The organism is Synechococcus sp. H60.2, from assembly GCF_047462315.1.
GTDB lineage: Bacteria > Cyanobacteriota > Cyanobacteriia > Thermostichales > Thermostichaceae > Thermostichus.
Genome location: NZ_JANSIZ010000011.1, coordinates 20,661 through 42,141, shown reverse-complemented (window position 1 = coordinate 42,141; position 21,481 = coordinate 20,661). Strand labels below are relative to the sequence as shown.

The 21,481-nt window shown below is 58.1% G+C and carries 18 protein-coding genes and 1 tRNA gene; 9 read left to right on the top strand and 10 right to left on the bottom strand.

All coding sequences use genetic code 11. The annotated features are described in order from the left end of the window. The first annotated feature begins 13 nt into the window (after positions 1-13). The 4 genes from NW845_RS03135 to NW845_RS03120 all read left to right on the top strand — a co-directional run bounded on the left by NW845_RS03135 (position 14) and on the right by NW845_RS03120 (position 4,597). Positions 14-478: a redox protein gene (locus tag NW845_RS03135; protein ID WP_414364126.1), complete on the top strand. Its 465-nt coding sequence runs from the start codon at positions 14-16 to the stop codon at positions 476-478. A gap of 69 nt (positions 479-547) precedes the next feature. Next, the gene (locus NW845_RS03130) at positions 548-1,507 is read left to right on the top strand and encodes a sugar phosphate nucleotidyltransferase (RefSeq protein WP_414376782.1); all 960 of its coding nucleotides are present in this window, start codon (positions 548-550) and stop codon (positions 1,505-1,507) included. A gap of 49 nt (positions 1,508-1,556) precedes the next feature. Beyond that, positions 1,557-2,267, top strand: a complete 711-nt coding sequence (locus NW845_RS03125) for a methyltransferase domain-containing protein (protein ID WP_414364123.1) — start codon at positions 1,557-1,559, stop codon at positions 2,265-2,267. A 233-nt stretch (positions 2,268-2,500) separates the two neighbouring features. Then, complete coding sequence (locus NW845_RS03120) at positions 2,501-4,597, top strand: caspase family protein (protein ID WP_414376779.1); 2,097 nt, start codon at positions 2,501-2,503, stop codon at positions 4,595-4,597. On the opposite strand, the gene NW845_RS03115 is transcribed toward NW845_RS03120, so the two are convergent. The 3 genes from NW845_RS03115 to NW845_RS03105 form a co-directional block, all read right to left on the bottom strand. Further along, positions 4,594-5,265, bottom strand: a complete 672-nt coding sequence (locus NW845_RS03115; RefSeq protein ID WP_414376777.1) for a DUF1614 domain-containing protein — start codon at positions 5,263-5,265, stop codon at positions 4,594-4,596. The two genes, NW845_RS03120 and NW845_RS03115, sit on opposite strands and share 4 nt — an antisense overlap. Positions 5,266-5,374: 109 nt before the next feature. Next, positions 5,375-6,601: a hypothetical protein gene (locus tag NW845_RS03110; protein ID WP_414376776.1), complete on the bottom strand. Its 1,227-nt coding sequence runs from the start codon at positions 6,599-6,601 to the stop codon at positions 5,375-5,377. Between the two features lie 447 nt (positions 6,602-7,048). Further along, positions 7,049-8,443 carry a malic enzyme-like NAD(P)-binding protein gene (locus NW845_RS03105; protein ID WP_414376774.1) on the bottom strand — a complete coding sequence of 465 codons (1,395 nt, stop codon included), beginning with the start codon at positions 8,441-8,443 and terminating at the stop codon, positions 7,049-7,051. A 185-nt stretch (positions 8,444-8,628) separates the two neighbouring features. On the opposite strand from NW845_RS03105, the gene NW845_RS03100 reads away from it, so the two are divergent. Further along, a complete protein-coding gene (locus NW845_RS03100; protein WP_414376772.1) occupies positions 8,629-9,246 on the top strand; it encodes a chromophore lyase CpcT/CpeT in 618 nt (205 codons plus the stop codon). On the opposite strand, the gene NW845_RS03095 is transcribed toward NW845_RS03100, so the two are convergent. The 7 genes from NW845_RS03095 to NW845_RS03065 form a co-directional block, all read right to left on the bottom strand. Then, complete coding sequence (locus NW845_RS03095; protein ID WP_414376771.1) at positions 9,243-9,509, bottom strand: hypothetical protein; 267 nt, start codon at positions 9,507-9,509, stop codon at positions 9,243-9,245. The two genes, NW845_RS03100 and NW845_RS03095, sit on opposite strands and share 4 nt — an antisense overlap. Positions 9,510-9,771: 262 nt before the next feature. Continuing rightward, complete coding sequence (locus NW845_RS03090; protein ID WP_414364115.1) at positions 9,772-10,383, bottom strand: ATP-dependent Clp protease proteolytic subunit; 612 nt, start codon at positions 10,381-10,383, stop codon at positions 9,772-9,774. A gap of 78 nt (positions 10,384-10,461) precedes the next feature. Further along, positions 10,462-10,833 carry a Uma2 family endonuclease gene (locus tag NW845_RS03085; RefSeq protein WP_414376769.1) on the bottom strand — a complete coding sequence of 124 codons (372 nt, stop codon included), beginning with the start codon at positions 10,831-10,833 and terminating at the stop codon, positions 10,462-10,464. A 17-nt stretch (positions 10,834-10,850) separates the two neighbouring features. After that, the gene (locus NW845_RS03080) at positions 10,851-11,483 is read right to left on the bottom strand and encodes an ATP-dependent Clp protease proteolytic subunit (RefSeq protein ID WP_414364113.1); all 633 of its coding nucleotides are present in this window, start codon (positions 11,481-11,483) and stop codon (positions 10,851-10,853) included. Positions 11,484-11,644: 161 nt separating this feature from the next. Further along, positions 11,645-14,119, bottom strand: coding sequence for an ATP-dependent Clp protease ATP-binding subunit (locus NW845_RS03075; protein ID WP_414364112.1), 2,475 nt, complete (start codon positions 14,117-14,119; stop codon positions 11,645-11,647). A 119-nt stretch (positions 14,120-14,238) separates the two neighbouring features. Further along, positions 14,239-14,312: transfer RNA gene (locus tag NW845_RS03070), tRNA-Arg, on the bottom strand. A gap of 150 nt (positions 14,313-14,462) precedes the next feature. Further along, positions 14,463-15,545 (bottom strand): tocopherol cyclase family protein, encoded by a 1,083-nt coding sequence (locus NW845_RS03065; RefSeq protein ID WP_414376767.1) that lies wholly within the window; start codon positions 15,543-15,545, stop codon positions 14,463-14,465. Positions 15,546-15,758: 213 nt separating this feature from the next. Between NW845_RS03065 and NW845_RS03060 the strand changes: the two genes are divergently transcribed. The 4 genes from NW845_RS03060 to NW845_RS03045 all read left to right on the top strand — a co-directional run bounded on the left by NW845_RS03060 (position 15,759) and on the right by NW845_RS03045 (position 21,433). After that, a complete protein-coding gene (locus tag NW845_RS03060; RefSeq protein ID WP_414334600.1) occupies positions 15,759-17,063 on the top strand; it encodes a CmpA/NrtA family ABC transporter substrate-binding protein in 1,305 nt (434 codons plus the stop codon). Between the two features lie 475 nt (positions 17,064-17,538). Continuing rightward, positions 17,539-18,366, top strand: a complete 828-nt coding sequence (ntrB, locus tag NW845_RS03055; protein WP_414376765.1) for a nitrate ABC transporter permease — start codon at positions 17,539-17,541, stop codon at positions 18,364-18,366. A 167-nt stretch (positions 18,367-18,533) separates the two neighbouring features. Further along, positions 18,534-20,531: a nitrate ABC transporter ATP-binding protein gene (locus NW845_RS03050; protein ID WP_414371388.1), complete on the top strand. Its 1,998-nt coding sequence runs from the start codon at positions 18,534-18,536 to the stop codon at positions 20,529-20,531. A gap of 62 nt (positions 20,532-20,593) precedes the next feature. After that, positions 20,594-21,433 carry an ABC transporter ATP-binding protein gene (locus tag NW845_RS03045; RefSeq protein ID WP_414376763.1) on the top strand — a complete coding sequence of 280 codons (840 nt, stop codon included), beginning with the start codon at positions 20,594-20,596 and terminating at the stop codon, positions 21,431-21,433. Positions 21,434-21,481 lie beyond the last annotated feature (48 nt).

The following is a 21,481-nucleotide window of genomic DNA, read 5'->3' as shown; positions in this document are numbered from 1 at the left end:
TATGTCCAGATCTATGTTTGCCCTCTTGCCTTTTCATCAGTTTCGAGATACTCCCGGCGTGCGGTTTTTCGATATCACCATCCCCCGATCCAATGCCCGCGATCTGGTTTATCACGAAGGGCCAGCCGTCAGCCCTCCCGACAATCCTCAGGGCTATTGGCAGTTTTATCTACATCCCCACCAAGAAGACAATTTGTTGGCTCTGTGGGGAGGACGAACCTTTTACTTGGTCAACTTTAGCTGGCGGGATCCCTTTCACATTGTGCGCCTGGAGGCGAATCGAGGCATTTTGCGCATTCCTCCTGGCACCTTTCACCGTTCTGTTTCCGACCCCGAGGGATCCATCGTTTTAAACCAGGCGGTGCGCGACGAAAAAGCTGTTGTGGAAAAGGAATTTCGCATCTACGACAGCAGCCGTATTCCGCGTTTGTTGCAAGTCATCTCGGCGGCTGCCCCTGTGCCCCGCATCTGCGCCTGAGCTAGCCTCAGCCAATTGGCTCTGGCGAACCAAGCCCTTTTCCCCTACTATCTAGGCGGGGAAGATGGGTTGAGGACGGTTATGCAGGCGGTGATTTTGGCAGGGGGGCAGGGGACTCGCTTACGGCCTTTGACCCTATGGCAGCCAAAGCCCTTGCTGCCTTTGTTGGAGGTACCCTTTTTGCACTGGTTGATCGGGCGCTGCCGCCGGGCCGCCCTGACAGACATTTTACTCAGCGTGGGGTATCTGGGCAGACAAATCGAGGCGGCTCTTGGAGATGGCGCCGCTTGGGGAGTAAAGCTCCGCTACATCGTCGAGGAGACGCCGCTAGACACAGCGGGAGCTTTGGTGCTGGCCCAACCCTACTTCAGCGGGGATCCCCTCGTAGTCTTCAATGCCGATATCCTCACCGATCTGGATTTGTTAGCTTTGATACAGTGCCACCTGCAGAGTGGGGCCGTTGCCACCCTTACCCTTGCCCGCGTGGAGGACATCACCGCCTATGGCCTAGTGGAGGTGGGGGAAGGGGGCCGGATCCAATCCTTTCGGGAAAAGCCCACCGCTGCCGAAGCTCTCACCCTCACCACCAACACCATCAACGCCGGCACCTACGTCCTTGATCCAGCTATTTTCAAAGACTACCCCAGCGGGGATCCCCTCAGCTTGGAGCGGCGTGTCTTCCCCGATTTGCTGCGGCAGGGGCGACGGCTGCAAGCCTACCTGCACACTGGTTACTGGCGGGATCTGGGCACGCCGGCCAGCTACTACCACGGCCAACTGGACATTCTCCTGGGCCGGATGACAGACTTTCCTCTCGAGGATGTGGAAGCAAAGGCGCCGGGGGTATGGGTTCACAAAACGGCTGAGATCCACCCCAACGCCCAGCTACAAGCCCCCTGCTACATCGGCGCTCACACGCACCTGGGCTCCCAGGCTCAAGTCCCCGCTGGCACCATCCTCGGCAGCTACAGTTGGGTCAATGGATCCCTGCAGCCGGGGGTCTATGGGCCGGGCCTCCTGGTAGTCTAGGTTAAAGGCCAGTTAAGCACCCAAGTATCCAAGACACAGCTAGCCAAAGATGGAGCTACCGCAAACTGGGGAACGCTGGGATCCCTACCTTGCCGCTGTAGCCGCCCGCTTCAACCGGGAGCTGGAGGTGCAGCTAGGTCGGGCCAGTTGGCAGCTTCCCCCCGACCTGGAGCAGTTGCCCTTTTGGCAAGCCCAAGAGCGGGATCACCTCCAGGAACGCCTGGGGATCCCTTTTTGGCAATTGCGCGCCCCCAAAAAGCGGGAAGCCTGCTTGGATCTGGGCTGTGGAGTGAGTTTCCTGACCTATCCCTGGAACGACTGGCAGGCTCACTTTTACGGCCATGAGCTGAGTGGGGGGATCGTGCGCTTTGTGCGCTCGCGAGCACCGCAGCTTAACTCCAAGCTGTTCAAGTCGATGCAGCAGGGATCCGCCCATCACCTGGAGAACTACGGGCCAGAGCAGTTCGATCTGGCCATTGCTACAGGATTTTTGTACTACTACCCGATAGATTACTTTGATGCGGTTTGGGCAGAACTGATGCGGGTGTTGCGTCCGGCTGCACCAGTGATTATCGAAGTGGTCAATCCTGAATCGGTGTGGGCCGAACAGTGGGGGTTGATTGAGCTATTCAAAGGCAGCGAACCGATTCTCACACCCCTACAGGAGTGGGAGCGGCGCATCGCTGACTTGGGCGGCAAAATCCAGAAACAGGCCAGTGGCGAGCTATTTACCACCTATTGGATTCAGCGCAAGTACTAAACGGGCTTGGCGTCGGTTTTCCCATACCCAGACGGAAGGGATCCCGCCAAGGCTTTCGTCAACAATGTAAACGTGTAAACGAAACGCCAAAAACGGTCACCCGATCCCTCGAAAAAGCTGTGGGGGTGGGGATATCCTGAAGTAGGCAGCAACAGATCCAGTACAAAGTTGAGCTGTGGCTCGCTCGCCAACAGGGTGGCTGTTACGCCAGTGAGGCAGCCCACGAGGCTAACATGGAAAGGCGGTCTTTTTTACAAAAGTTACTCCTGGTTGCTGCCGGCCTTGGTCTCTCTCCTGGCTGGTTGGTGGGTCAGGCTGAGCGCTATGGGCAAGCTTTGGCGGCCAGCTCCCGCAAGTTGGCTCTCTTGATAGGTATTAACCGCTACCCTGGTGAGGGATCCCCGCTGCAGGGCTGTGTGACCGATGTGGAGCTGCAGCGGGAGCTGCTCTTGTATCGCTTTGGCTTTGAGCCGGCAGAGATTCTCACCCTCACCGATGGGGCCGCCACGCCGAGTGGGATCCAAGCGGCCTTTGCGGAGCACTTGGGGGGTTCAAGTCAGGCGGCGGAAACAGTGGTCGTGCAGTTTAGCGGCTACGGCCAGTGGCGGGCGGGATCGGCGCCAGGCCAGTGGCAGCCGGTGCTGCTGTTGTCTGGCTCTGAAGGAATGGCGGTGATGGAGCTAGACAGCTTTTTCCGGCTTGTGGAAGGCTTGGGCACCGCCCAGATCACCACTTTGTTGGACTGTGGCTTCACCCATGTCTTGCCGTCGGTGCGAGGCAATTTGCAACTGCGTTCCCGCCCCCCAGCCGGGAAAGGAGCAGGATCTGCCGCCTCAGACTCCTCGGAACCGCAGCGGGTTTGGCCGTCTCCGCCCAAGGGCTTGTTGATTGCCGCCACCACTCCCCAAGACTTGGCAGCAGAAGCCGCTTGGCCAGGATTCTACGCTGGAGTACTCACCTATCTGCTGACGCAGTACCTGTGGGAAAGCACACCTGCCACTCGCCTGCTGGTGGCCTTCAACCAAGTGGCCAGCCGGCGGGAGCTGGGCCTGTTTGCCTGTCAGCGCCCCATCTTGGAGGGCAAAGAAACGGCTCGACGCATCCCGCCCTACTTCCTCGCCCCCCCTCAGGTGGCAGTCAGCGGCGTGATCCAGGAAGTGAAGGGGAATCGGGCTCAGGTGTGGCTGGGTGGGATCCCACCGGCGGCGCTGGGTGGTCTGCAGCCGGGTACTCTTTTGGCTCCCCTTTCCACCACCTCGCCGGTGCCGCTGCTGATTCGTTCTCGCAGCGGGCTGCTGGCCCAGGTGCAGCCGGCCAACGGGGAAGGTCAATTTCCCCCCGTGGGCACGCTGGTGCGGGAGCAGTTGCGCGTTCTCCCCAGTGACCTCAAGCTTTTGGTGGGCCTGGAAGATAGCTTGGGCCGCGTTGAAAAAGTGGATCTGACCAACGCCATTGCCGGCCATAGCTGGATGGAGACAGCTAACCCGCGCGAGCGCCAGGTGGATTGCCTGCTGGGCCGCATTACTCCAGAAATGGCCGCCGCCTTTCAAGCAGACGCTCTGCCCAAGCCTTTGGAAGTCAACGGCTACAGCCTCTTTTGGCCGGGGCGAGAATTGCTGCTCAATTCCTGCGGGCCGGCTGGGGAAGCTGCGGCTATGGCGGTGCAACGGCTGGTGCCTCGTCTAGCCCATCTGCTGGCGGCCAAACGTCTGCGGGCTACCCTCAACGCGGCTACCTCGCCGCTGGCGGTGGTGGGGGAATTGTCCACCAGAAGTAAAGCCCCCTTGCGGGCGCCACGGTTTGCCCAAGGGGCCTCTGCTCTTGCCGAGCCAGGCATCCCACGCTTTATGCGCGGGGATCCCTTGCATCTCACCCTGCGCAACGAAGGCGAGCAGGATCTGTTCGGCTACCTGTTGATGGTCGATTCCAGCGGGCAACTGCACCTGTTGGCTCCCGTACCCCAGGAGGACTTTGCCCTGCCGCTGCGCCTAGAGGCCAAGGGCAGCCTGACTTTGCCACCCCTGCCTGAGGTGGCCGGTGAGTCGCGCTCTGCCGTCAATCCCGATCTGCTCACCTGCCATGCCCAGGGGCTGACTGAGCTGCTGTTTGTGGCCAGTACTCGCCCCTTATCGGCCAGCTTGGAAGCCCTCAAAGCCATGGTCCGTCAGCAGGGGATAACCCGTTCGCCGATGTTGCTCAGCAAACCGCTGGAGTGGACGCAGATGCTGCTAGAAGAGCTGACCCGTCGTCCGCCAGAAGGGGATCCCGATCTGCGCTGGCTGGATCCCAGCCAGGCTGTTACCCTTTCCCTCACCTATTTGCTGGTCTAGCTCAGCAACAGGGCAAACAGACCACAGAGGGCAATGCCATCGAAAACGCCAGCCCCGCCAATGCTGAGAATGCCCGAGCAATTGCGTCGCAGCACTTCCGGCAGGTGCAGCAGATCCGCTCCAATCACTGTGCCCAAAACCCCGCCGGCAAAGGCCACCGCCGGCGCCTGATCCCCGGCCCAGAATAGAGCGGCTAGGGCTGCCGTGGCCGGCGCAACTAGCGGATTCATCTGAATGCCGATCCCGGGCACCATGTGGGAAGCGTAGTAGCTGACTACCGTTACCAGTGCCGTTACAGCCAGGATCAACAGCCCATCAGCCCGGCCAAATTGATATAGGGCCAAGAGCACCGGGATCAGCCCTCCACCCACGTTGAGGGCAATCACCGTCTCCTGGGAGATTTTGGCCAACGGGATCCCCCAAAATTGCCGCATCCACAGGCTGGCCAGATCCTCTACCAGAGTTACCTCGCACTTGACGCGATAGAGAGGAATATTGACCGAGCTGCCCACCAGGATGGCTAGCAGCAGCAACAGCGCCCCCTCCCGCGAGAACCCCAGCTTCTCCACCGCCAGCGCCACCACGTCCACCGCTAGCCCCAGCCAGAGGAAGGGCAGCAGCAGCACCAGCATCAAAAACAGCAACAGCGAGAACGGTAGGTAGAACATGGCAGGGATCCCAGGCTTTCCTCCAGCCTACCAGGACTCGGCTCAACTTTTCTTGGCCTCAGAGGGCAAGTAAGAAGTTAGGTTTGTGCCTGAGGCGCCTCAAGATTGTCTAGAGACCAAAAATAGTGTTGCGGATATCCCGAGAAATGCTGTGGCCGGCCTCCCGATCGCTAGGGGTTTTGGACAGGCTAATTTGGTAGCGTCTATCCCCGTGAAAGCAAATCCTGACATGATTATCTTCCGCGATGACCTCAAAACCAAGCTCTTCCAACCTTTTTCTGTAATAATCACTCCACCCATTATAGTCTGAAGACAAGCTGTCTACAGATTCCCTAATTCTCTGACGATGATCATCACCCTCGTTTGCTTCGTTATTCTCAAGCAAGTTTCTAAGTATATGCTGGACTCTGCTCCCTTCGTGTACGTTATTAATTTTCTCTCTCAGGATTTCCAAAATAAAACTCTTAGCTTCTTGTGGGTAAAACTCTTTCTCGGTTATTTTCAAGACTATATCTATTTCCGACGGCTCGTACCTTGTATAATGCCCTCTTCCCTGGAGAATTGTAGACAGAGTCTTTTCATAACCTTCTATGCCAGTCTTCAGCGTCTTTATTTCCTCATCCCTTTGTTGAAGCTGTAGTCTCAGCTCTGTAATCTCGTCTGCGTCTGCATAGAGCTGCTCCGCACGCAGCCTCTCTATCTCCGCTTGGAGACTTCGCACTTGCCGATCTTTGTCTTGGAGCTGTTGCAAAAGCTGCTGCTGCTCGGCCAACTGGGCCTCAAGTTCTTGAAGCCGCCCGCTCCTTTGCTGAAGCTCTTCCCGCAGCCTAGAAAGTTCTTTCTCGCCTTCCTCAATTTGCCAGCGGAGCTCCTCGATTCTTTGCTCCCGGCGGCGGAGCTCTTCTTGCAAGCGCCGTTGCTCGACCAGTTGTGCTTCCAGATCTTGGACTTGCTTGCTGCTCTGCTGAAGCCGGGTTTGGAGCTCTGTCAGTTCCGCTTGCCGGTTCTGCAGCTTCTCGTCCCTCTCCTGGACTTGCCGGGACAAGTCTCCGACGAGACCCTGCCATCTTTGCAGATCGGCAACCAGTCTTTGAATTTCTTCCTCCTTCCGCGCAGACCGATTCTGTAGCTCTTCAATCTCTGCTTGGAGGCTTTGCACTCGCTGATCCCTGTCTCGGGCAGAAGACCAAGCAATCCTCGAGGCTACTGCGTTCCCGGCTCCAACCACCAGAGCCACTCTGAGGGCTCTGCCGAGGTCAGATTGAGGCAAAGCGGCAATACTAGCAGCGGTGAGCGTGGTGACGATGTGGACGTAGAGCGGCTTACGTATGTCCATTGGGAGTGCTGAGTGATCAGAAACCTAAAACTCAGGGTAATCGATGAAGTCAGTGAGGTCTGCACAAAATACTACACAAAGAAGGAAGAAAGCTTGAAGGGTTGTTAAGTTACAAGGGATCCAAAAAAGAAAGTAGACTTCAACGTTGCCGCATTTGCCGCTCCAAAGCGTCCCCCAGGCCATTTCCGACAAAATTGATGCTCGGTATGTTGAGATCTTCCCTGCACTGCCAGCTTGCTTCCACGCAGTGCTAGGACGTGAATAAATTGCAGTTGCAATGGTTTGCTATCCTAGGGGGTTGACGCTTTAGAAGCCTGCAGACCACTGATGCAAGCGGATGCTGCCTTCCACCCGCTTTTGGTAAGGTTTTCCTCCGCCAACGGACTGTCTGCCCGCAACTTCTTCGTTGCCCACAGTTGCCCTAAAGGAGGGCCGCCTGGGCAACCCTCAAGGGATCCCGGCCACTCCTGTTTGGCGGGCAGCCTGGATCACGGCGGCAGCCACCTGGGGAACTACCCGCCCGTCGAAGACGGAGGGAATGATCCACTGGGGATCCAAATCTTCAGGTGGGATCAAATTGGCGATGGCCTGGGCGGCAGCCAGGCACATCTCGATGTTGATCTGCTTGGCGCGGCAATCCAGAGCACCGCGAAATACCCCCGGAAAGGCCAACACATTGTTGATCTGGTTGGGGTAGTCGCTGCGCCCGGTGGCCATCACCGCCACCCGATCGCTCACCAGCTCCGGCTGAATCTCTGGCACCGGGTTGGCCAGGGCAAAGACAATGGGATCCGGCGCCATTTTTTCCACCATCTCTGGGGTCAAGGCATTGGCCACGCTCACCCCAATGAACACATCTGCCCCCACCAAGGCATCTGCCAGGGATCCACTCTTCTCAACGGCAATGGCAGCTTTCTCGGGGGTGAGGTCGGTGCGGGAGCGGCTGAGGATCCCTTGGCGGTCACAGACCACGATGTGGGCTGCCCCAGCCCGCCGCAGCAGTTGCGTTACCGCAATGCCGGCTGCTCCTGCCCCGTTGAGGACAATGCGCACCTCGTCTAGGTTTTTTTTGACCACCTTCAAGGCGTTCAGCAAGGCGGCCAGCACGACAATGGCGGTGCCGTGTTGATCGTCGTGGAACACTGGCAGGCTGAGACGGGCCTTGAGCTGGGACTCGATGGCAAAGCAGCGGGGGGCGCTGATGTCCTCCAGGTTAAAGCCGCCAAACCCCGGCGCTAGGCGCACCACTGTCTCCACGATTTCTCCCACATCCTGGGTAGCCAGGCAGAGGGGGAAAGCATCGATATCGGCAAAGCGCTTAAACAGAGCTGCCTTCCCCTCCATCACCGGCAGAGCGGCCTCCGGGCCGATATTCCCCAGGCCCAGCACGGCGCTGCCGTCAGTAACAATGCCAACGCAATTGCCTTTAATGGTGTATTCATAGACAGCACTGGGATCGGCGGCAATCTCCAGGGCCACCCGGCCCACGCCTGGGGTATAGGCCATGGCCAGATCGGCGGCGCTCTCCAGGGGGCTTTTGGCCACCACCTGCAACTTTCCCCCCCGATGCAGCTCAAAGGTGCGATCCACCACCCGCTCCACCTTCACGTTGGGCAAAGAGGCAACAGCAGCGTAAATTTGCTGGGCGTGCTCGCTGCTGACGGCATCCACGCAGATTTCCCGCACCGTTTCGGCTGCTGATTGGTGGATGAGGTCAATCTGGCTGAGGCTGCCTCCCACCTCGGCAATGGCTTGGGTAACACGGGCCAGCGCCCCCGGCTGGTTGGGCAGACGTAGACGTAGGGCAATGCTGTAGCTGGAGCTGGGGGTGAGTTTTGCCATAGCTTTCTATGGTAGAAGAAAAATTGCTTTCAGCAGAGCACGCTCCTTAACGCTGAGCTCTCTGGTTGCGCCGATCCTCAACTCCCTTCTCCCTCTGGAAGAAGGGTTTCCCCGACTCAGTACACATCGGTGGAATAAGCGTAGGATTGAGAAATCCTGCAGACAGGCAACCCTCCTTCCTGCATATGACAACCTCTGCTGCGGCAACTGCCGACTCCGACCTCAATACTTTTGCCGATTGGCTGGAAGGTTACTACAGCAACCGCGCCCAAGCAATGGCAGAACCGGTCTGGTTTGTGCCGGTGAGCCTTTGGTACGTGCGCCTTCCCCACCTCTTTTCAGAAGGAATCGGCTTTTTTACCGAGCAATTTAACGAGCACACACCGGGCCGATTTTACCGCAGCCGAGTGCTGCAGGTGTTGGCAGATCCGTTGCGGATTGAGAACTATAAGTTACGGGATCAAGCAGCTTGGGCAGGCGCCTCCCAGGAGCCGCAGCGCTTGGCGCAGCTTTCGTTGTCCGACCTGGAGCACTTGCCCGGCTGTCGTATTTTGGTGGAGAAACGCCCAGGCTGCTTTCACGGCGAGATGCTGCCCGGCGGCGGCTGCCGTCTCAACCCCGGCGACAGCACCTACATCCACATCGAATTTGATCTCACGGCTCAGGAATTCATCACCTGGGATCGCGGCTTTGACGCCACCACTGGCCAGCAGACTTGGGGATCCCGCGCCGGCCCCTACTGCTACCAGAAAGGGATCCCTCCTCGCCCTTGGGGAGAGGGCGAAAGCCGGATCAAAGGTTAGGGGAACAAAAAAGGAAACAGGTCGCGCAACCCTTTGCGCAGCTTGAGCAAAAAGATCAGCCGCTCCACCTCTGGAGAAACAGATCCGGTTTCGGGCCGGGCTGCCAGGGCTGCTTGGAGTTGCAGAGCCTCGCCAGCAGTGAGGGGCTGATTATCGACCGGCGAGCGAGCCTGCAAACCTGGCTGCGCCCGCAGCACCTCCTCAGGGATTTCAGAAGCCGGGGGCAAAGCCAAAGCCTGATTCGGCGGATACAGCAGGAACACCAGCAGACTGGCCCATCCACTACTCCTTTTGACCCAATGCTTTCGGTTCACCCCGCCTTATCCTAGCTACCCCAGGGATCCTCAGCCCATCTCCCGGCACCCCAGAACCAACACCGTATAAGCCAAGGAACATCACACCTGCTGGCAGGAGCACTCGATCCAGGCCCGTCAAACGGCCAAGCAAAAGAGAGTCAGCCTTTGGATCCCTATCTTACTCAGGAGCTTGCCCAGGCCGTCTTTTTGCGACGAGCCAAAATCCCCCCTAGCTGGCCATTGCTTCCGAGCGCTCTTGGATCACCCGATCTACAATGCCGTAGGCCTGGGCTTCCGTAGCCGAGAGGTAGAAATCCCGCTCCACATCCCGCTCGATTTTCTCCAGCGGCTGGCCAGTCATTTGCGCCAAGAGCTCATTCATGCGCCGTTTGACCCGCAAAGTTTCGCGGGCGCGAATTTCGATATCGCTGGCCTGGCCTTGGATCGTGCCCAGAGAAGGCTGGTGCAGCATGATGCGGGAGTGGGGCAGGGCAAAGCGTTTTCCCTTGGTGCCGGCAGCCAGCAAAAAGGCCGCCATCGAGGCTGCTTGGCCCACGCAAACGGTAACAATGTCGGGCTTGACGTGGTTCATGGTGTCGTAGATGGCCATGCCCGCCGTTACAGAGCCGCCGGGAGAGTTGATGTACATCACAATATCCTTTTGGGGATCCTGGGAGTTGAGGTAGAGCATCACCCCCACGATAGTATTGGCCAAATTGTCATCGATGGGCTCGCCGATAAACAGGATCCGCTCTTGGTAGAGGCGGTCATCGAGACTGATCCACTGGCTGTAGGGCTCACCGGGCAGACGGTAGGGAACGCGAGGCACTCCAATTGGCATAGGTATCTCCTGACAAAGTATGCAGCACGGAACACTACACAGAACGACGCGCTTGCAGGGTTTCTTCCACGCTCAAATCTAGCTGGGGCAAAACCGAGGCAACAATGCGTTCAGGGCCGGTTTTAACCTCGTCTTCGTATTCCCCACCAACCCAGCGAACACGGAAACGAATTGCTTGGCAGGATCCCCAATCCAGTATTCCGGGATCCCACCGCTAGCATAGTCTTTGCGTTTGTCTTGATAATCGCGTTTTTCATTCACCAGCAGCGGTGGGGGCATGTGCAGCCGAAATTCTGCAATCAGAAACAGCTCAACGGGGGTGTTAATGCGCTCCTCAGTTGGCACTTCCCGGATATACCCGTCTTCAAGTTCAAGCCGTCCTTCATAAGGCCAGTCCGTGAGGCGTAGGTACTCCTCCGCCGTTAAAGGCTGTACAGGGACTTGAACCATTGACGGATCCCGCTGTTTTAATTTTTGGCTGTTGCCAACTTCGGCAGGACTTTGGAGCTGGTCAGCACCTGATCGATAAGGCCGTAGGCCTTGGCCTCTTCCGGAGTCATGAAAAACAGCCGCTCTGTGTCCTTCTTGATGCGCTCCAGAGGCTGACCCGTGCTGCGGGATAGTTCCTCCAGCATCATGTTGCGCAAGGTCAAGATCTCGCGGGTGCGAATTTCAATATCGCTGGCCTGTCCGCGAGTGCCACCGTAGGGCTGATGCAGCACGATTGTGGCATTGGGCAAGCTGGCCCGGAACCCTTTGGCGCCCGCCGCCAACAGCATGGCCGCCATGCCAATGGCATTGCCAATGCAGATGGTATGCACCGGCGGCTTGATGTAGTTCATCGTATCCAGAATGGCAAACGCTGCCGTGTCGTAGTTGTAAGTGCCCGTCGAGTTAATGTACATCTTGATCGGCTTTTCCCGATCCTCGTACTGCAAATACAGCAGTTGTTCCACAATCAGCTTGGTGACGTTGGCATTCGACTCCTCTGCTAGGGGCAGGCCCAGGTAGACAATGCGCTCCTGCAGCAGCAGCGAGGCCAAATCGGGAGGCGGAGTCCGAACCGGAGCGCCGCCATAGTAGTAGGTCGATTGCACCATGCCAAAGTTCTCCTACGGCCAATCCCTTGACTCTAAAGACAACTGCCTAGAACAGCAACACAGACGAAGGATAAGAGCAAGGGATCCGAGAACAGCAGCGGATCCCTTGTCTTCCTAGGAACCAGAACCGGAAGGGGAGACTCAGATGTCCCGCGGCAGCTTTACTCCGCTCCCTGCGGCAAGAGAACCCGCTCCGGCTCTGTGACCAGCACCTTGGGCTTGCGCTCCTCGTCCACATCAATGAGGACTTCCGAGCCCTCTTTGACATGGCCAGTCAGGATCTCTTCCGCCAAGATGTCTTCCAACAGGCGCTGAATAGCGCGGCGCAGCGGACGTGCCCCATAGCTGGGGTTGTAGCCCTCCTCCACCAGCAGATCCTTGAAGCGATCGCTGACCGTGAGGTAAATTTTCTTCTCCCTCATGCGGTCGAACACTTCCTTGAGCAGGATATCAGCGATCTGCTTCACTTCATCCCTGGTCAGTTGCCGGAAGACGATGATCTCGTCCACCCGGTTGAGGAACTCGGGGCGGAAGTACTGCTTCAGCTCCTCGTGCACCAGGTTGCGGATGCGGTTGTAGTTCGCATCTTCGTCGTTGGTGTTGAACTCGAAGCCGAGGCTGCCACCACCCTTCTCGATGACCTTCGAGCCAATGTTAGAGGTCATCACGATCAGGGTGTTTTTGAAGTCCACCGTGCGGCCCTTGGCGTCGGTCAGGCGGCCATCCTCTAGGATCTGCAACAGCAGGTTGAACACATCCGGGTGGGCTTTCTCGATCTCGTCGAAGAGCACCACCGTGTAGGGACGGCGCCGCACCGCTTCCGTGAGCTGGCCCCCCTCGTTGTAGCCGACATATCCGGGCGGGGATCCGATCAGCTTGCTGACCGTGTGCCGCTCCATGTACTCCGACATGTCGAGGCGAATCATGGCCGACTCGGAGCCGAAGAAGTAGGCCGCCAGGGCCTTGGTCAGCTCGGTTTTGCCTACCCCTGTTGGGCCGGAGAAGATGAAGCTGGCAATGGGGCGGTTGGGGTTTTTTAGCCCCACGCGAGCGCGACGAATGGCACGGGAAATGGCCCGCACCGCCTCATCTTGGCCGATGATGCGCTGGTGCAGGGTTTCCTCCATGTGCAGCAGCTTCTCTGACTCGCTCTCGGTCAGCTTGGCCACCGGCACCCCTGTCCAGGCGCTCACCACCTGGGCAATGTCCTCTTCGGTGACCTCCGGCATCTCTTCGCGGCTGCTTTCCTCAGCCTTCTTGGCAGCAGCAATGGCGCGGATCTGCTGCTTGATCTCCATCTCCCGATCCCGCAGCTCACCGGCCCTGTCGAAGTCTTGGGCCCGCACTGCGGCATCCTTCTCCTTGAGCACCCGCCGCAGCTCCTGATCCAGCTCCCGCGCCGCCGGCGGCAGTTGCGAGTTGATCAGGCGCACCCGTGAAGCCGCCTCGTCGATGAGGTCGATGGCCTTGTCCGGCAGGAAGCGGTCGGAGATGTACTGGTCGGCCAGCTTGGCCGCTGCCTCCAAAGCCGCGTCGGAGATCTTCAGCTTGTGGTGTTGCTCGTAGCGCTCCCGCAGACCAAACAGGATCTCGATTGTCTCTGAAACGCTCGGCTCGCCCACCATAATCGGCTGGAAGCGACGCTCCAGAGCGGCATCTCGCTCGATGTGCTTGCGGTACTCATCCAGCGTGGTGGCGCCGATGCACTGCAGTTCGCCGCGGGCCAGGGCGGGCTTGAGGATGTTGGCAGCATCGATGGCCCCTTCGGCAGCCCCGGCCCCGATGAGGGTATGCACCTCGTCGATGACTAGGATGATGTTGCCGGCGTTGCGGATCTCATCCATGATTTTCTTGAGGCGCTCCTCAAACTCGCCGCGGTACTTGGTGCCGGCCACCAACAGGCCGATATCCAGGCTGACTACCCGCTTGTCGGCCAAGATGTCGGGCACATCCCCCTGCACAATGCGCTGGGCCAAACCTTCGGCAATGGCGGTCTTGCCCACGCCCGGCTCGCCGATGAGGACGGGGTTGTTCTTGGTGCGGCGGCCCAAGATCTGGATCACCCGCTCGATTTCCCGCGTCCGACCCACCACCGGATCCAGCTTGCCCTCTTGGGCCAATTGGGTGAGGTTGGAGCCGAATTCGTCCAGGGTTGGCGTTTTGGTGCGGCTGGAAGACCCACCCCCTGCCGTCACTTCGGCGGTCTCGCCCAACATGCGGATCACCTGGGTGCGCACCTTGGACAGATCCACCCCCAGGTTTTCCAGAACGCGGGCGGCTACCCCTTCCCCTTCGCGGATCAGGCCCAGGAGCAGGTGCTCAGTGCCGATGTAGTTGTGGCCGAGCTGGCGAGCTTCCTCCAAGGAGAGCTCCAGCACTCGCTTGGCGCGGGGAGTGAAAGGGATCTCGACAGCCACAAAGCCGGATCCCCGGCCAATAATTTTCTCGACTTCAATGCGGGCGTCCTTCAAGTTCACTCCCATGGACTTGAGAACTTTGGCGGCGACCCCAGTGCCCTCGCCGATTAACCCCAACAAGATTTGCTCGGTGCCAACGAAATTGTGACCTAACCGTCTGGCCTCCTCCTGGGCCAGCATGATCACCTTGATGGCTTTTTCTGTAAAGCGTTCAAACATGATCCTCGGGCTCCCTACGCCTGCATCAAGGCGGACTTGATAGGCCTAATCCTAACACAGGATTCAGGCCAACTAAGGTAGGGTAAATACCCCAGACGAAAAATCATCTGGGATCGTGACGCGCCTGGAGAGATTTGAACTCCCGACACCGTGGTCCGTAGCCACGTGCTCTAGTCCACTGAGCTACAGGCGCAAGCTATCTACCTACAGGAAAAGCAAAACAGCCACGGTTGAAGACCTGTCTCTCCTCTCCAGAGATGGACGCCTATCAGTGTGGCTTAGGTATTCTAGCACAAGAGCGTTTTTGGGAAAGTCCAACGGGGGTGTAGATATCCGCCAAGGTTCAACAATGCCCTGGCCAGGAGCGCAGAACTTCTCCCCCCACCTCGAGGCCGGCTTGGGAGCTGCTGGCCGTGAGCACCTGGATCCAGACTTGGCCGTTGCGCCGCCACAGGCGGGCTTGTAGATGGCCGGCCAAGGTGTCGCGGCAGTTGCGCCGCATCCCTTGCGGGCCAGGGGTGAAGACGGTTTGCCCAGGCTGCCGTGTATGACCTTCTACTTGGATGCACCAGTGGGATCCCTCACCGCGCACCTGCCAGGATCCCCAGGGATCTACCTGCCAGCTTAGCCGCGCTTGGCCGGGCCGCCATTCCAAAAAAGGCTGGGATCCCCACCCATGCAAGCTGATTAAGGCGACTTCTTCGGGGCGGGTGAGCACCTGTCGCTCGGCTCCGGCGCAGGTGAGGCTGAGGCCGGGATGGTCGGGAAAAGCGTTGCACTGGATCCAAAACCAGCGACGAGGGAAGCTCTGCCCCCAGTTTTTTTCGGCGTAGGCGGGGGCCTGCTCGAATGCGTAGCGCCTGCCCTGCCACTCCACCCAGCCGCTGGCCAGGCCGTGGCTCATCAGGATCTGCCAGCCCGGCTCAAAGATGGGCAGATAAGACCAGCCTCCCATGGTGGCCCGCGGCGGGATCCCATAGGCGCAGCAGGGTTGGATGCGATAGAGCCAGCGAACCGGCTCGGCCCGGGTGGGATCTGGCAGGATCCCTTGGTTGAGGTGGGCGCTGTATTGGTAGCCGCTGGCGGTGCGCTGGAAAAAGGTGAGGGGCTCCTGCAGCCCTCGCCAGCTCTCGCCTGGCCCGCCGGAGTGCCCCAAGGCCAGATGCCGCCAACTGGCCCAGAAGCGCTGCGGGTTGGGGAAGGTGCGCCACTGCAGCTCCTCGTCCGGCCCCAACACCTGCGCCATGCCTCCTCGCCTGGGATCGATGGCGTACATGAAGGCAAAGCTGAGGGGCGGATCCCCGGGCAAGGTGACACGGCTGTACCAACCTTCAAAAAACGGCTCGGCACAACCGTCCCAGTGATAGCCGGCATGGGGCAGGGATCCCCCATCCGTTGAGCCGTTTTGCTTAAAGCCCTCTGCCACCGGAGAGCAACTCCTTCGAGAATTACTAGAAGATAGAGAGAAACCTATAGATATCAAAAGAATAATTGTATTGTCTCTATGCCTGTCTGCTTTTAGGATATCAACCAAGCTGAGATTTAAGGATTTCTTTACGAGGGGAATCCGTCGGTCTAGCGGCTTGAACTGGAAAGGTTTTGCTTGGCGCTCACATATTCTGTCAAAGATGAGGTGATCATGACATCACGTCGCAGCTTTTTATTGTCCGCGGGTGCAGCCACAGTGGGTGGGCTTGTGAGTGGCAGCCTAGCACGGGCCAGTACGGGCTACTGGGTTGCTCAAGCCAGCGGCCCGGAAACCCCCAACCTCAGGCTGGGTTTTATTCCGATTGTGGAATCTGCCCCTCTGATCATCGCCAAGGAGAAGGGCTTTTTCGCCAAGCACGGCATGACCGGCGTAGAGGTGTTGAAGCAGGCCAGTTGGCCGGCAGCCCGCGACAACGTGGTGATCGGCTCGGCGGGTGGGGGCATTGACGGCGGCCAGTGGCAGATGCCGATGCCCCATATGATCCACATCGGCGCCATCACCAACAACCAGCCGGTGCGCATGGCGGTTCTGTGCCAGTTGATCACCCAAGGCAACGGGATTGCCATTGCCGGAATGCATGCGGGCAAGGGCTTGGGGCTGGATGTTTCCGGAGCCGCAGACTACATCAAAAATTTCAGCGCCAGCAACGGACGCAAATTCAAGGCCGCCCATACCTTCCCCAACGTCAATCAAGATTTTTGGATCCGCTACTGGCTGGCTGCTGGGGGGATAGATCCGGATCAAGACATCGACCTGTTGGCGGTGCCCTCTGCCGAGACGGTGCAGGGGATGCGCAATGGCACCATGGATGCTTTTAGCACCGGGGATCCCTGGCCCTACCGGATTGTGGCCGATAAAATCGGCTTCATGGCGGCCCTCACCCAGCAGATTTGGCCTTTTCACCCTGAAGAATACTTGGCCATTCGCGCCGACTGGGTGGAGAAAAACCCCAAGGCCACGCAGGCCACTTTGATGGCGGTCATGGAAGCGCAGCAATGGTGCGACGATCCGGCCAACCGTGAAGAGCTGGTGCGCATCCTTTCGGGGCGTGCTTATCTAAATGTGCCGGTCGAGGTTCTCACGCCTCCTTTTCAGGGCAAGTACGAATTGGGAGACGGCAAGCCGGCTGTTCAAGATTTCAGCGCCGGGCCCCTGTACTGGGAAGATGGGCGGGGCAGCGTCTCCTATCCCTACAAGAGCCATGACCTGTGGTTCTTGACGGAATCGCTGCGTTGGGGCTTCCACGCTCGCTTCCTCAAGGATCTGGATACTGCCCGCCGTCTGGTGGATGAGGTCAACCGCGAAGATCTCTGGCGCGAGGCCGCCCAGGCTTTGGGGGTGAAGAACATTCCCAGCAACACTTCGCGAGGAACGGAGCGTTTCTTCGATGGGGTGGTGTTTGACCCTCAAGATCCCCAGGCCTACTTGAACAGCCTGAAAATCAAGAGGGCCTAGTCTCGGCTCAGGTCAACATAGACGTGCTTCTTGTGTAGTAGAGATCCAGACCATTGGTGGGATTCCATTGAGTTAAAAAAAGCTGGGCCGAGCTGCCCGCTCCCATCAAGTTAAACTGTTAGCCTTGCGCCTTTTAAAGGATTCTGATGAAGATTTCTGAACGCTATGGCGAGGATCGGCTATGTTAGCTCTACTTCACGTTCCGCGGGAATACTCCAGGGATCCCTGCTTCGAGAGACCGGCTCAGCCCCACTGGGACAAGCTCATCCTCTCGATAGCGATGGGGGCGCTGATTTTACTGATTGTTGTGAGAGTTTTGTCGAGCTTGCAGTCCTTGTGTTTGCCCGTCCAAGGAAAAGGCAAGTCTGATCCAAGTTCGTGCTCTGTTGCCAGCACTCTGTAGAACCCCTCGGTCGAGATGTTCTGGGGGCGCAGCAACGGAGAACTGTGTAAAACCCTATCCTCTCTAGGAGCCATGACGACGACACTTTCTTCTCCGGCAAAGTCTTCGACGGCCAAGTTCGACTTTGCCAAGTATCGGGATCAGATCCTCCCTCCCGTGGTTGGCATTGCGGGATTTTTGTTGATCTGGCAACTTTTGTCCAGCGCCAACCTGATCCGGCTGCCGGGACCGTGGGATATTTGGATGGATGAGCGCAGCCGTTATCTAATCCTGCATCCTCTGTATCGCAACAGCGACCTCGACCAAGGGCTGCTGTGGCAAACCTTGGCCAGCCTGCAAAGGGTTGCCATCGGCTACTGCAGCGCTGCCTTAGTGGGCATTGCCCTGGGGATCTTGGTGGGCAGCAGCGTGTGGATCAACCGCGCTTTGGATCCCATCTTCCAGTTTTTGCGCATGGTGGCTCCCTTGGCTTGGGTGCCCATCTCCTTGGCGGCTTTGCAGCGCAATGAGCCGGCTGCCTTATTTGTTATTTTCATTACCTCGATCTGGCCCATTTTGATCAACACAGCAGTGGGGGTAAGGCAGATTCCGGAAGACTACATCAACGTTTCTAGAGTGTTGAGGCTTTCCAAGATAGACTTCTTTTTTAAGGTGCTGTTGCCCTCTGCTTTGCCCTACATGTTCACAGGTTTGCGGGTTGGCATCGGCCTCTCCTGGCTGGCGATTATTGCTGCAGAAATTGTCATGTCTGGCGTGCCAGGGATCGGCTTTTTTATCTGGGATGCCTACCAGCAGAATTATGTAACTGAGATCATCGTTGCTGTCATCTACATTGGGGCGGTGGGCTTGCTTCTGGATCGACTGGTGGCTGCCCTGCAAAACAAAATAGCCAATCGCTAGCCCCGTTTGCAGATCTTTTCACTGCATGTCCATCCAATTGAGTTGGGATCCCTCTTCCATTGTCTTTGAGTGTTTGCTCCAATCCGCTCTTCAAAAAGAGTAGAATTGAGGTCTGGGATCCGAGTTGCCGAGCAAATTGAGAGTATCTACAGGTGGGGAGGTCTTCTGTGTCTGTACTGGTCAGTGTAGAGCAAGTGGAAAAAGCGTTTGGTCTGCCTGGGGGCCAAGAATATCTTGCTCTCCAAGGGATCGATCTCCAAATTCACCGCGGGGAGTTTGTCTCCTTAATCGGCCACTCCGGCTGCGGCAAGTCCACCCTGTTGAACATGGTGGCGGGGTTGTCTTTACCTACCGGAGGGATTGTGGCTTTGGATGGACACACCATCACCGTTCCCGGCCCCGATCGCATGGTGGTGTTTCAGAATTACTCCCTTTTGCCTTGGCTAACGGTTCGGCAAAACATTGCCCTGGCCGTAGACGCTGTGCTGAAAAACTACTCCCCAGCAGAGCGTCAGCAGATTGTCGAAGAACATATCGATCTGGTTGGTTTGCGGCAGGCGGCGGATAAGTTCCCAGCGCAACTCTCAGGGGGCATGAAGCAGCGGGTAGCCATCGCTCGCGCTTTGGCGGTAAGGCCCAAGGTGTTGTTGTTGGACGAGCCCTTTGGCGCTTTGGATGCCCTTACGCGGGGGAATCTGCAGGAGCAGTTGATGCGCATCTGCGAAGAACATCACGTGACTACCCTTATGGTTACCCACGATGTGGATGAAGCCGTCCTGCTCTCGGATCGGGTGGTGATGCTGACCAACGGGCCGGGATCCCGAATTGGCAATATTTTAACCATCGATATTCCCCGCCCCCGCCGCCGGTTGGAGGTGGTCAATCACCCCAGCTACTACAGCTATCGCAGCGAGATCATCTACTTTTTGAACCAGCAAAAACGGATCAAGCAGTGGCGGGCCCGCCGCAGCACCGTGGTGGCCAGGCACGGTTTGGAAAAGATCAACTTGGAGATTGGCTTTGTGCCCCTGACCGCCTGCGCCCCGCTGGCGGTGGCCAAAGAAAAGGGGTTTTTTGCCAAACACGGCCTGGAAGAAGTCAATCTGGTGCGGGAGACCAGTTGGCGAGGGATCCAAGACGGCATCCAGGGAGGTTACTTGGATGCGGCCCAAATGCCCGCCGGCATGCCGGTGTGGATGTCTCTGGGCGGCGGGGACAATCCGCCTCAGCCGGTGGTGACTGCCCTTACCTTGACCCGCAACGGCAATGCCATTACCCTGCACAGGCGCTTCTACGAGCAAGGGATCCACACGCTGAGCCAGTTGAGGGCTTACATCTTAGATAGCCCCAGCCGTCGGCTAACCTTTGGGGTGGTGCATCCCAGCTCCATGCACAACTTGCTGCTGCGCTATTGGCTGGCAGCCGGCGGGATCCATCCGGATCACGATGTTGTGCTGAAAACCCTGCCCCCCGCCCAGATGGTGGCCAACCTAACAGCCGGCAACATCGACGGCTACTGTGTAGGAGAGCCTTGGAACTTGCGGGCCGCTCTGGAGGGCAGCGGTTTTGTGGTGGCTACCGATCTGGAAATCTGGCCCGGCCACCCCGGCAAAGTGTTGGGGGTGCGCGAAGAGTGGGCCAGGGCCTATCCCAACACCCACATTGCCCTGGTGAAAGCGTTGCTGGAAGCCTGTCGCTACTGTGAAGATCCGGCCCACCACGACGAGATTCGCGAGCTGCTCAGCCGCCGCGCCTACCTGAGCACTGATCCTTCCTACATTCACCTGGGGGATCCCCAGCGCCTGCTCTGTGACCTAGACATGCCAATGCGGGAATATGCCCACCACCGCTTCTTTCTGGGCGCCGGCAACCGTCCCAGCCGCACCGAGCATCTGTGGATGATGACGCAAATGGCCCGCTGGGGGGATCTGCCCTTCCCGCGCAACTGGGTAGAGATCGTGGAGCGGGTGTGTCAGGTGGGAGTCTTCAGTACGGCGGCCCGCGAGCTGGGGCTGGATGTGTCTTACCAACGCCAGCCCATTCAATTGTTCGACGGGATCCCTTTTAATGGTGAGGATCCCTTGGCTTACCTCAACAGTCTGGCAATTAAGCACGACATCTACGTGGCCGAGGTTGCTTGGGATCGTCGTCCCGTGTTGCTCTAGAGATCTCCTTGGCAAAAGCATGTTCCCAGTTGTGAGAAAACGATGAATTGGAGCACCCCACGATGACTGCTCTCTTGACAACCTCTACCCCAGCAGCCACAGCCGCAGAGCCCTACTTAACCCTTGAGAATGTCAGCAAGACTTACCCAACTCCTAGGGGGGAGTATCCCGTATTGCGCGATATCAACCTCAGCGTCTGTGAAGGAGAATTTGTTTGCATCGTTGGGCATTCCGGCTGTGGCAAAACCACCCTGCTGAATATGGTTTCTGGCTTTACCCAGCCCACCGGCGGCTCGGTAAAGCTCAAAGGCCAGCCAATTACAGCTCCTGGGCCAGATCGCATGGTGGTGTTTCAGAATTACTCTCTTTTGCCCTGGCTCACAGTTTATGAAAATGTTTACTTGGCTGTTCAGGCGGTGTTTCCCCAAAAGAGCCAGTCAGAAAAGCATCAAATTGTAGAAGAACACCTGAATCTGGTGGGACTGGGGGAAGCAGCGCAGAAATATCCCCCGCAAATTTCCGGAGGGATGAAACAGCGGGTGGCCATTGCCCGCGCCTTGGCAATCCGCCCAGCAGTGCTGATTTTGGATGAACCCTTTGGGGCTTTGGATGCCATCACCAAAGAAGAACTTCAGGAGGAGCTGTTGCGCATTTGGGAGGAACATCGCTGCACAGTTTTGATGATCACCCATGACATTGACGAGGCACTGTTTTTGGCCGACCGTTTGGTCTTGATGACCAGTGGCCCTGCGGCTACCATCGGGCAAATTATCTCTATTCCCTTCCCGCGTCCTCGCGACCGCGAGCGAATGCTTGAGGATCCCCAGTACTATCGCCTACGCAACTCCGTCCTCAGCTACCTCTACGGGCACGAGGCCAACCCTGAGGCAGCCCACCAGTGAGTTAAGTCCAACTTTTTGGGACTTTCTATGCGAGGGTGACTACGCCCG

What these genes read in the sequence shown, in the direction of transcription:
- NW845_RS03100 (WP_414376772.1), top strand. Translation starts at nt 8,629, where the DNA reads ATGACAACCTCTGCTGCGGCAACTGCCGACTCCGACCTCAATACTTTT.
- NW845_RS03085 (WP_414376769.1), bottom strand. Translation starts at nt 10,833, where the DNA reads ATGGTTCAAGTCCCTGTACAGCCTTTAACGGCGGAGGAGTACCTACGC.
- NW845_RS03105 (WP_414376774.1), bottom strand. Translation starts at nt 8,443, where the DNA reads ATGGCAAAACTCACCCCCAGCTCCAGCTACAGCATTGCCCTACGTCTA.
- NW845_RS03120 (WP_414376779.1), top strand. Translation starts at nt 2,501, where the DNA reads ATGGAAAGGCGGTCTTTTTTACAAAAGTTACTCCTGGTTGCTGCCGGC.
- NW845_RS03115 (WP_414376777.1), bottom strand. Translation starts at nt 5,265, where the DNA reads ATGTTCTACCTACCGTTCTCGCTGTTGCTGTTTTTGATGCTGGTGCTG.
- NW845_RS03135 (WP_414364126.1), top strand. Translation starts at nt 14, where the DNA reads ATGTTTGCCCTCTTGCCTTTTCATCAGTTTCGAGATACTCCCGGCGTG.
- NW845_RS03045 (WP_414376763.1), top strand. Translation starts at nt 20,594, where the DNA reads ATGACTGCTCTCTTGACAACCTCTACCCCAGCAGCCACAGCCGCAGAG.
- NW845_RS03125 (WP_414364123.1), top strand. Translation starts at nt 1,557, where the DNA reads ATGGAGCTACCGCAAACTGGGGAACGCTGGGATCCCTACCTTGCCGCT.
- NW845_RS03090 (WP_414364115.1), bottom strand. Translation starts at nt 10,383, where the DNA reads ATGCCAATTGGAGTGCCTCGCGTTCCCTACCGTCTGCCCGGTGAGCCC.
- NW845_RS03080 (WP_414364113.1), bottom strand. Translation starts at nt 11,483, where the DNA reads ATGGTGCAATCGACCTACTACTATGGCGGCGCTCCGGTTCGGACTCCG.
- NW845_RS03075 (WP_414364112.1), bottom strand. Translation starts at nt 14,119, where the DNA reads ATGTTTGAACGCTTTACAGAAAAAGCCATCAAGGTGATCATGCTGGCC.
- NW845_RS03110 (WP_414376776.1), bottom strand. Translation starts at nt 6,601, where the DNA reads ATGGACATACGTAAGCCGCTCTACGTCCACATCGTCACCACGCTCACC.
- NW845_RS03060 (WP_414334600.1), top strand. Translation starts at nt 15,759, where the DNA reads ATGACATCACGTCGCAGCTTTTTATTGTCCGCGGGTGCAGCCACAGTG.
- ntrB (WP_414376765.1), top strand. Translation starts at nt 17,539, where the DNA reads ATGACGACGACACTTTCTTCTCCGGCAAAGTCTTCGACGGCCAAGTTC.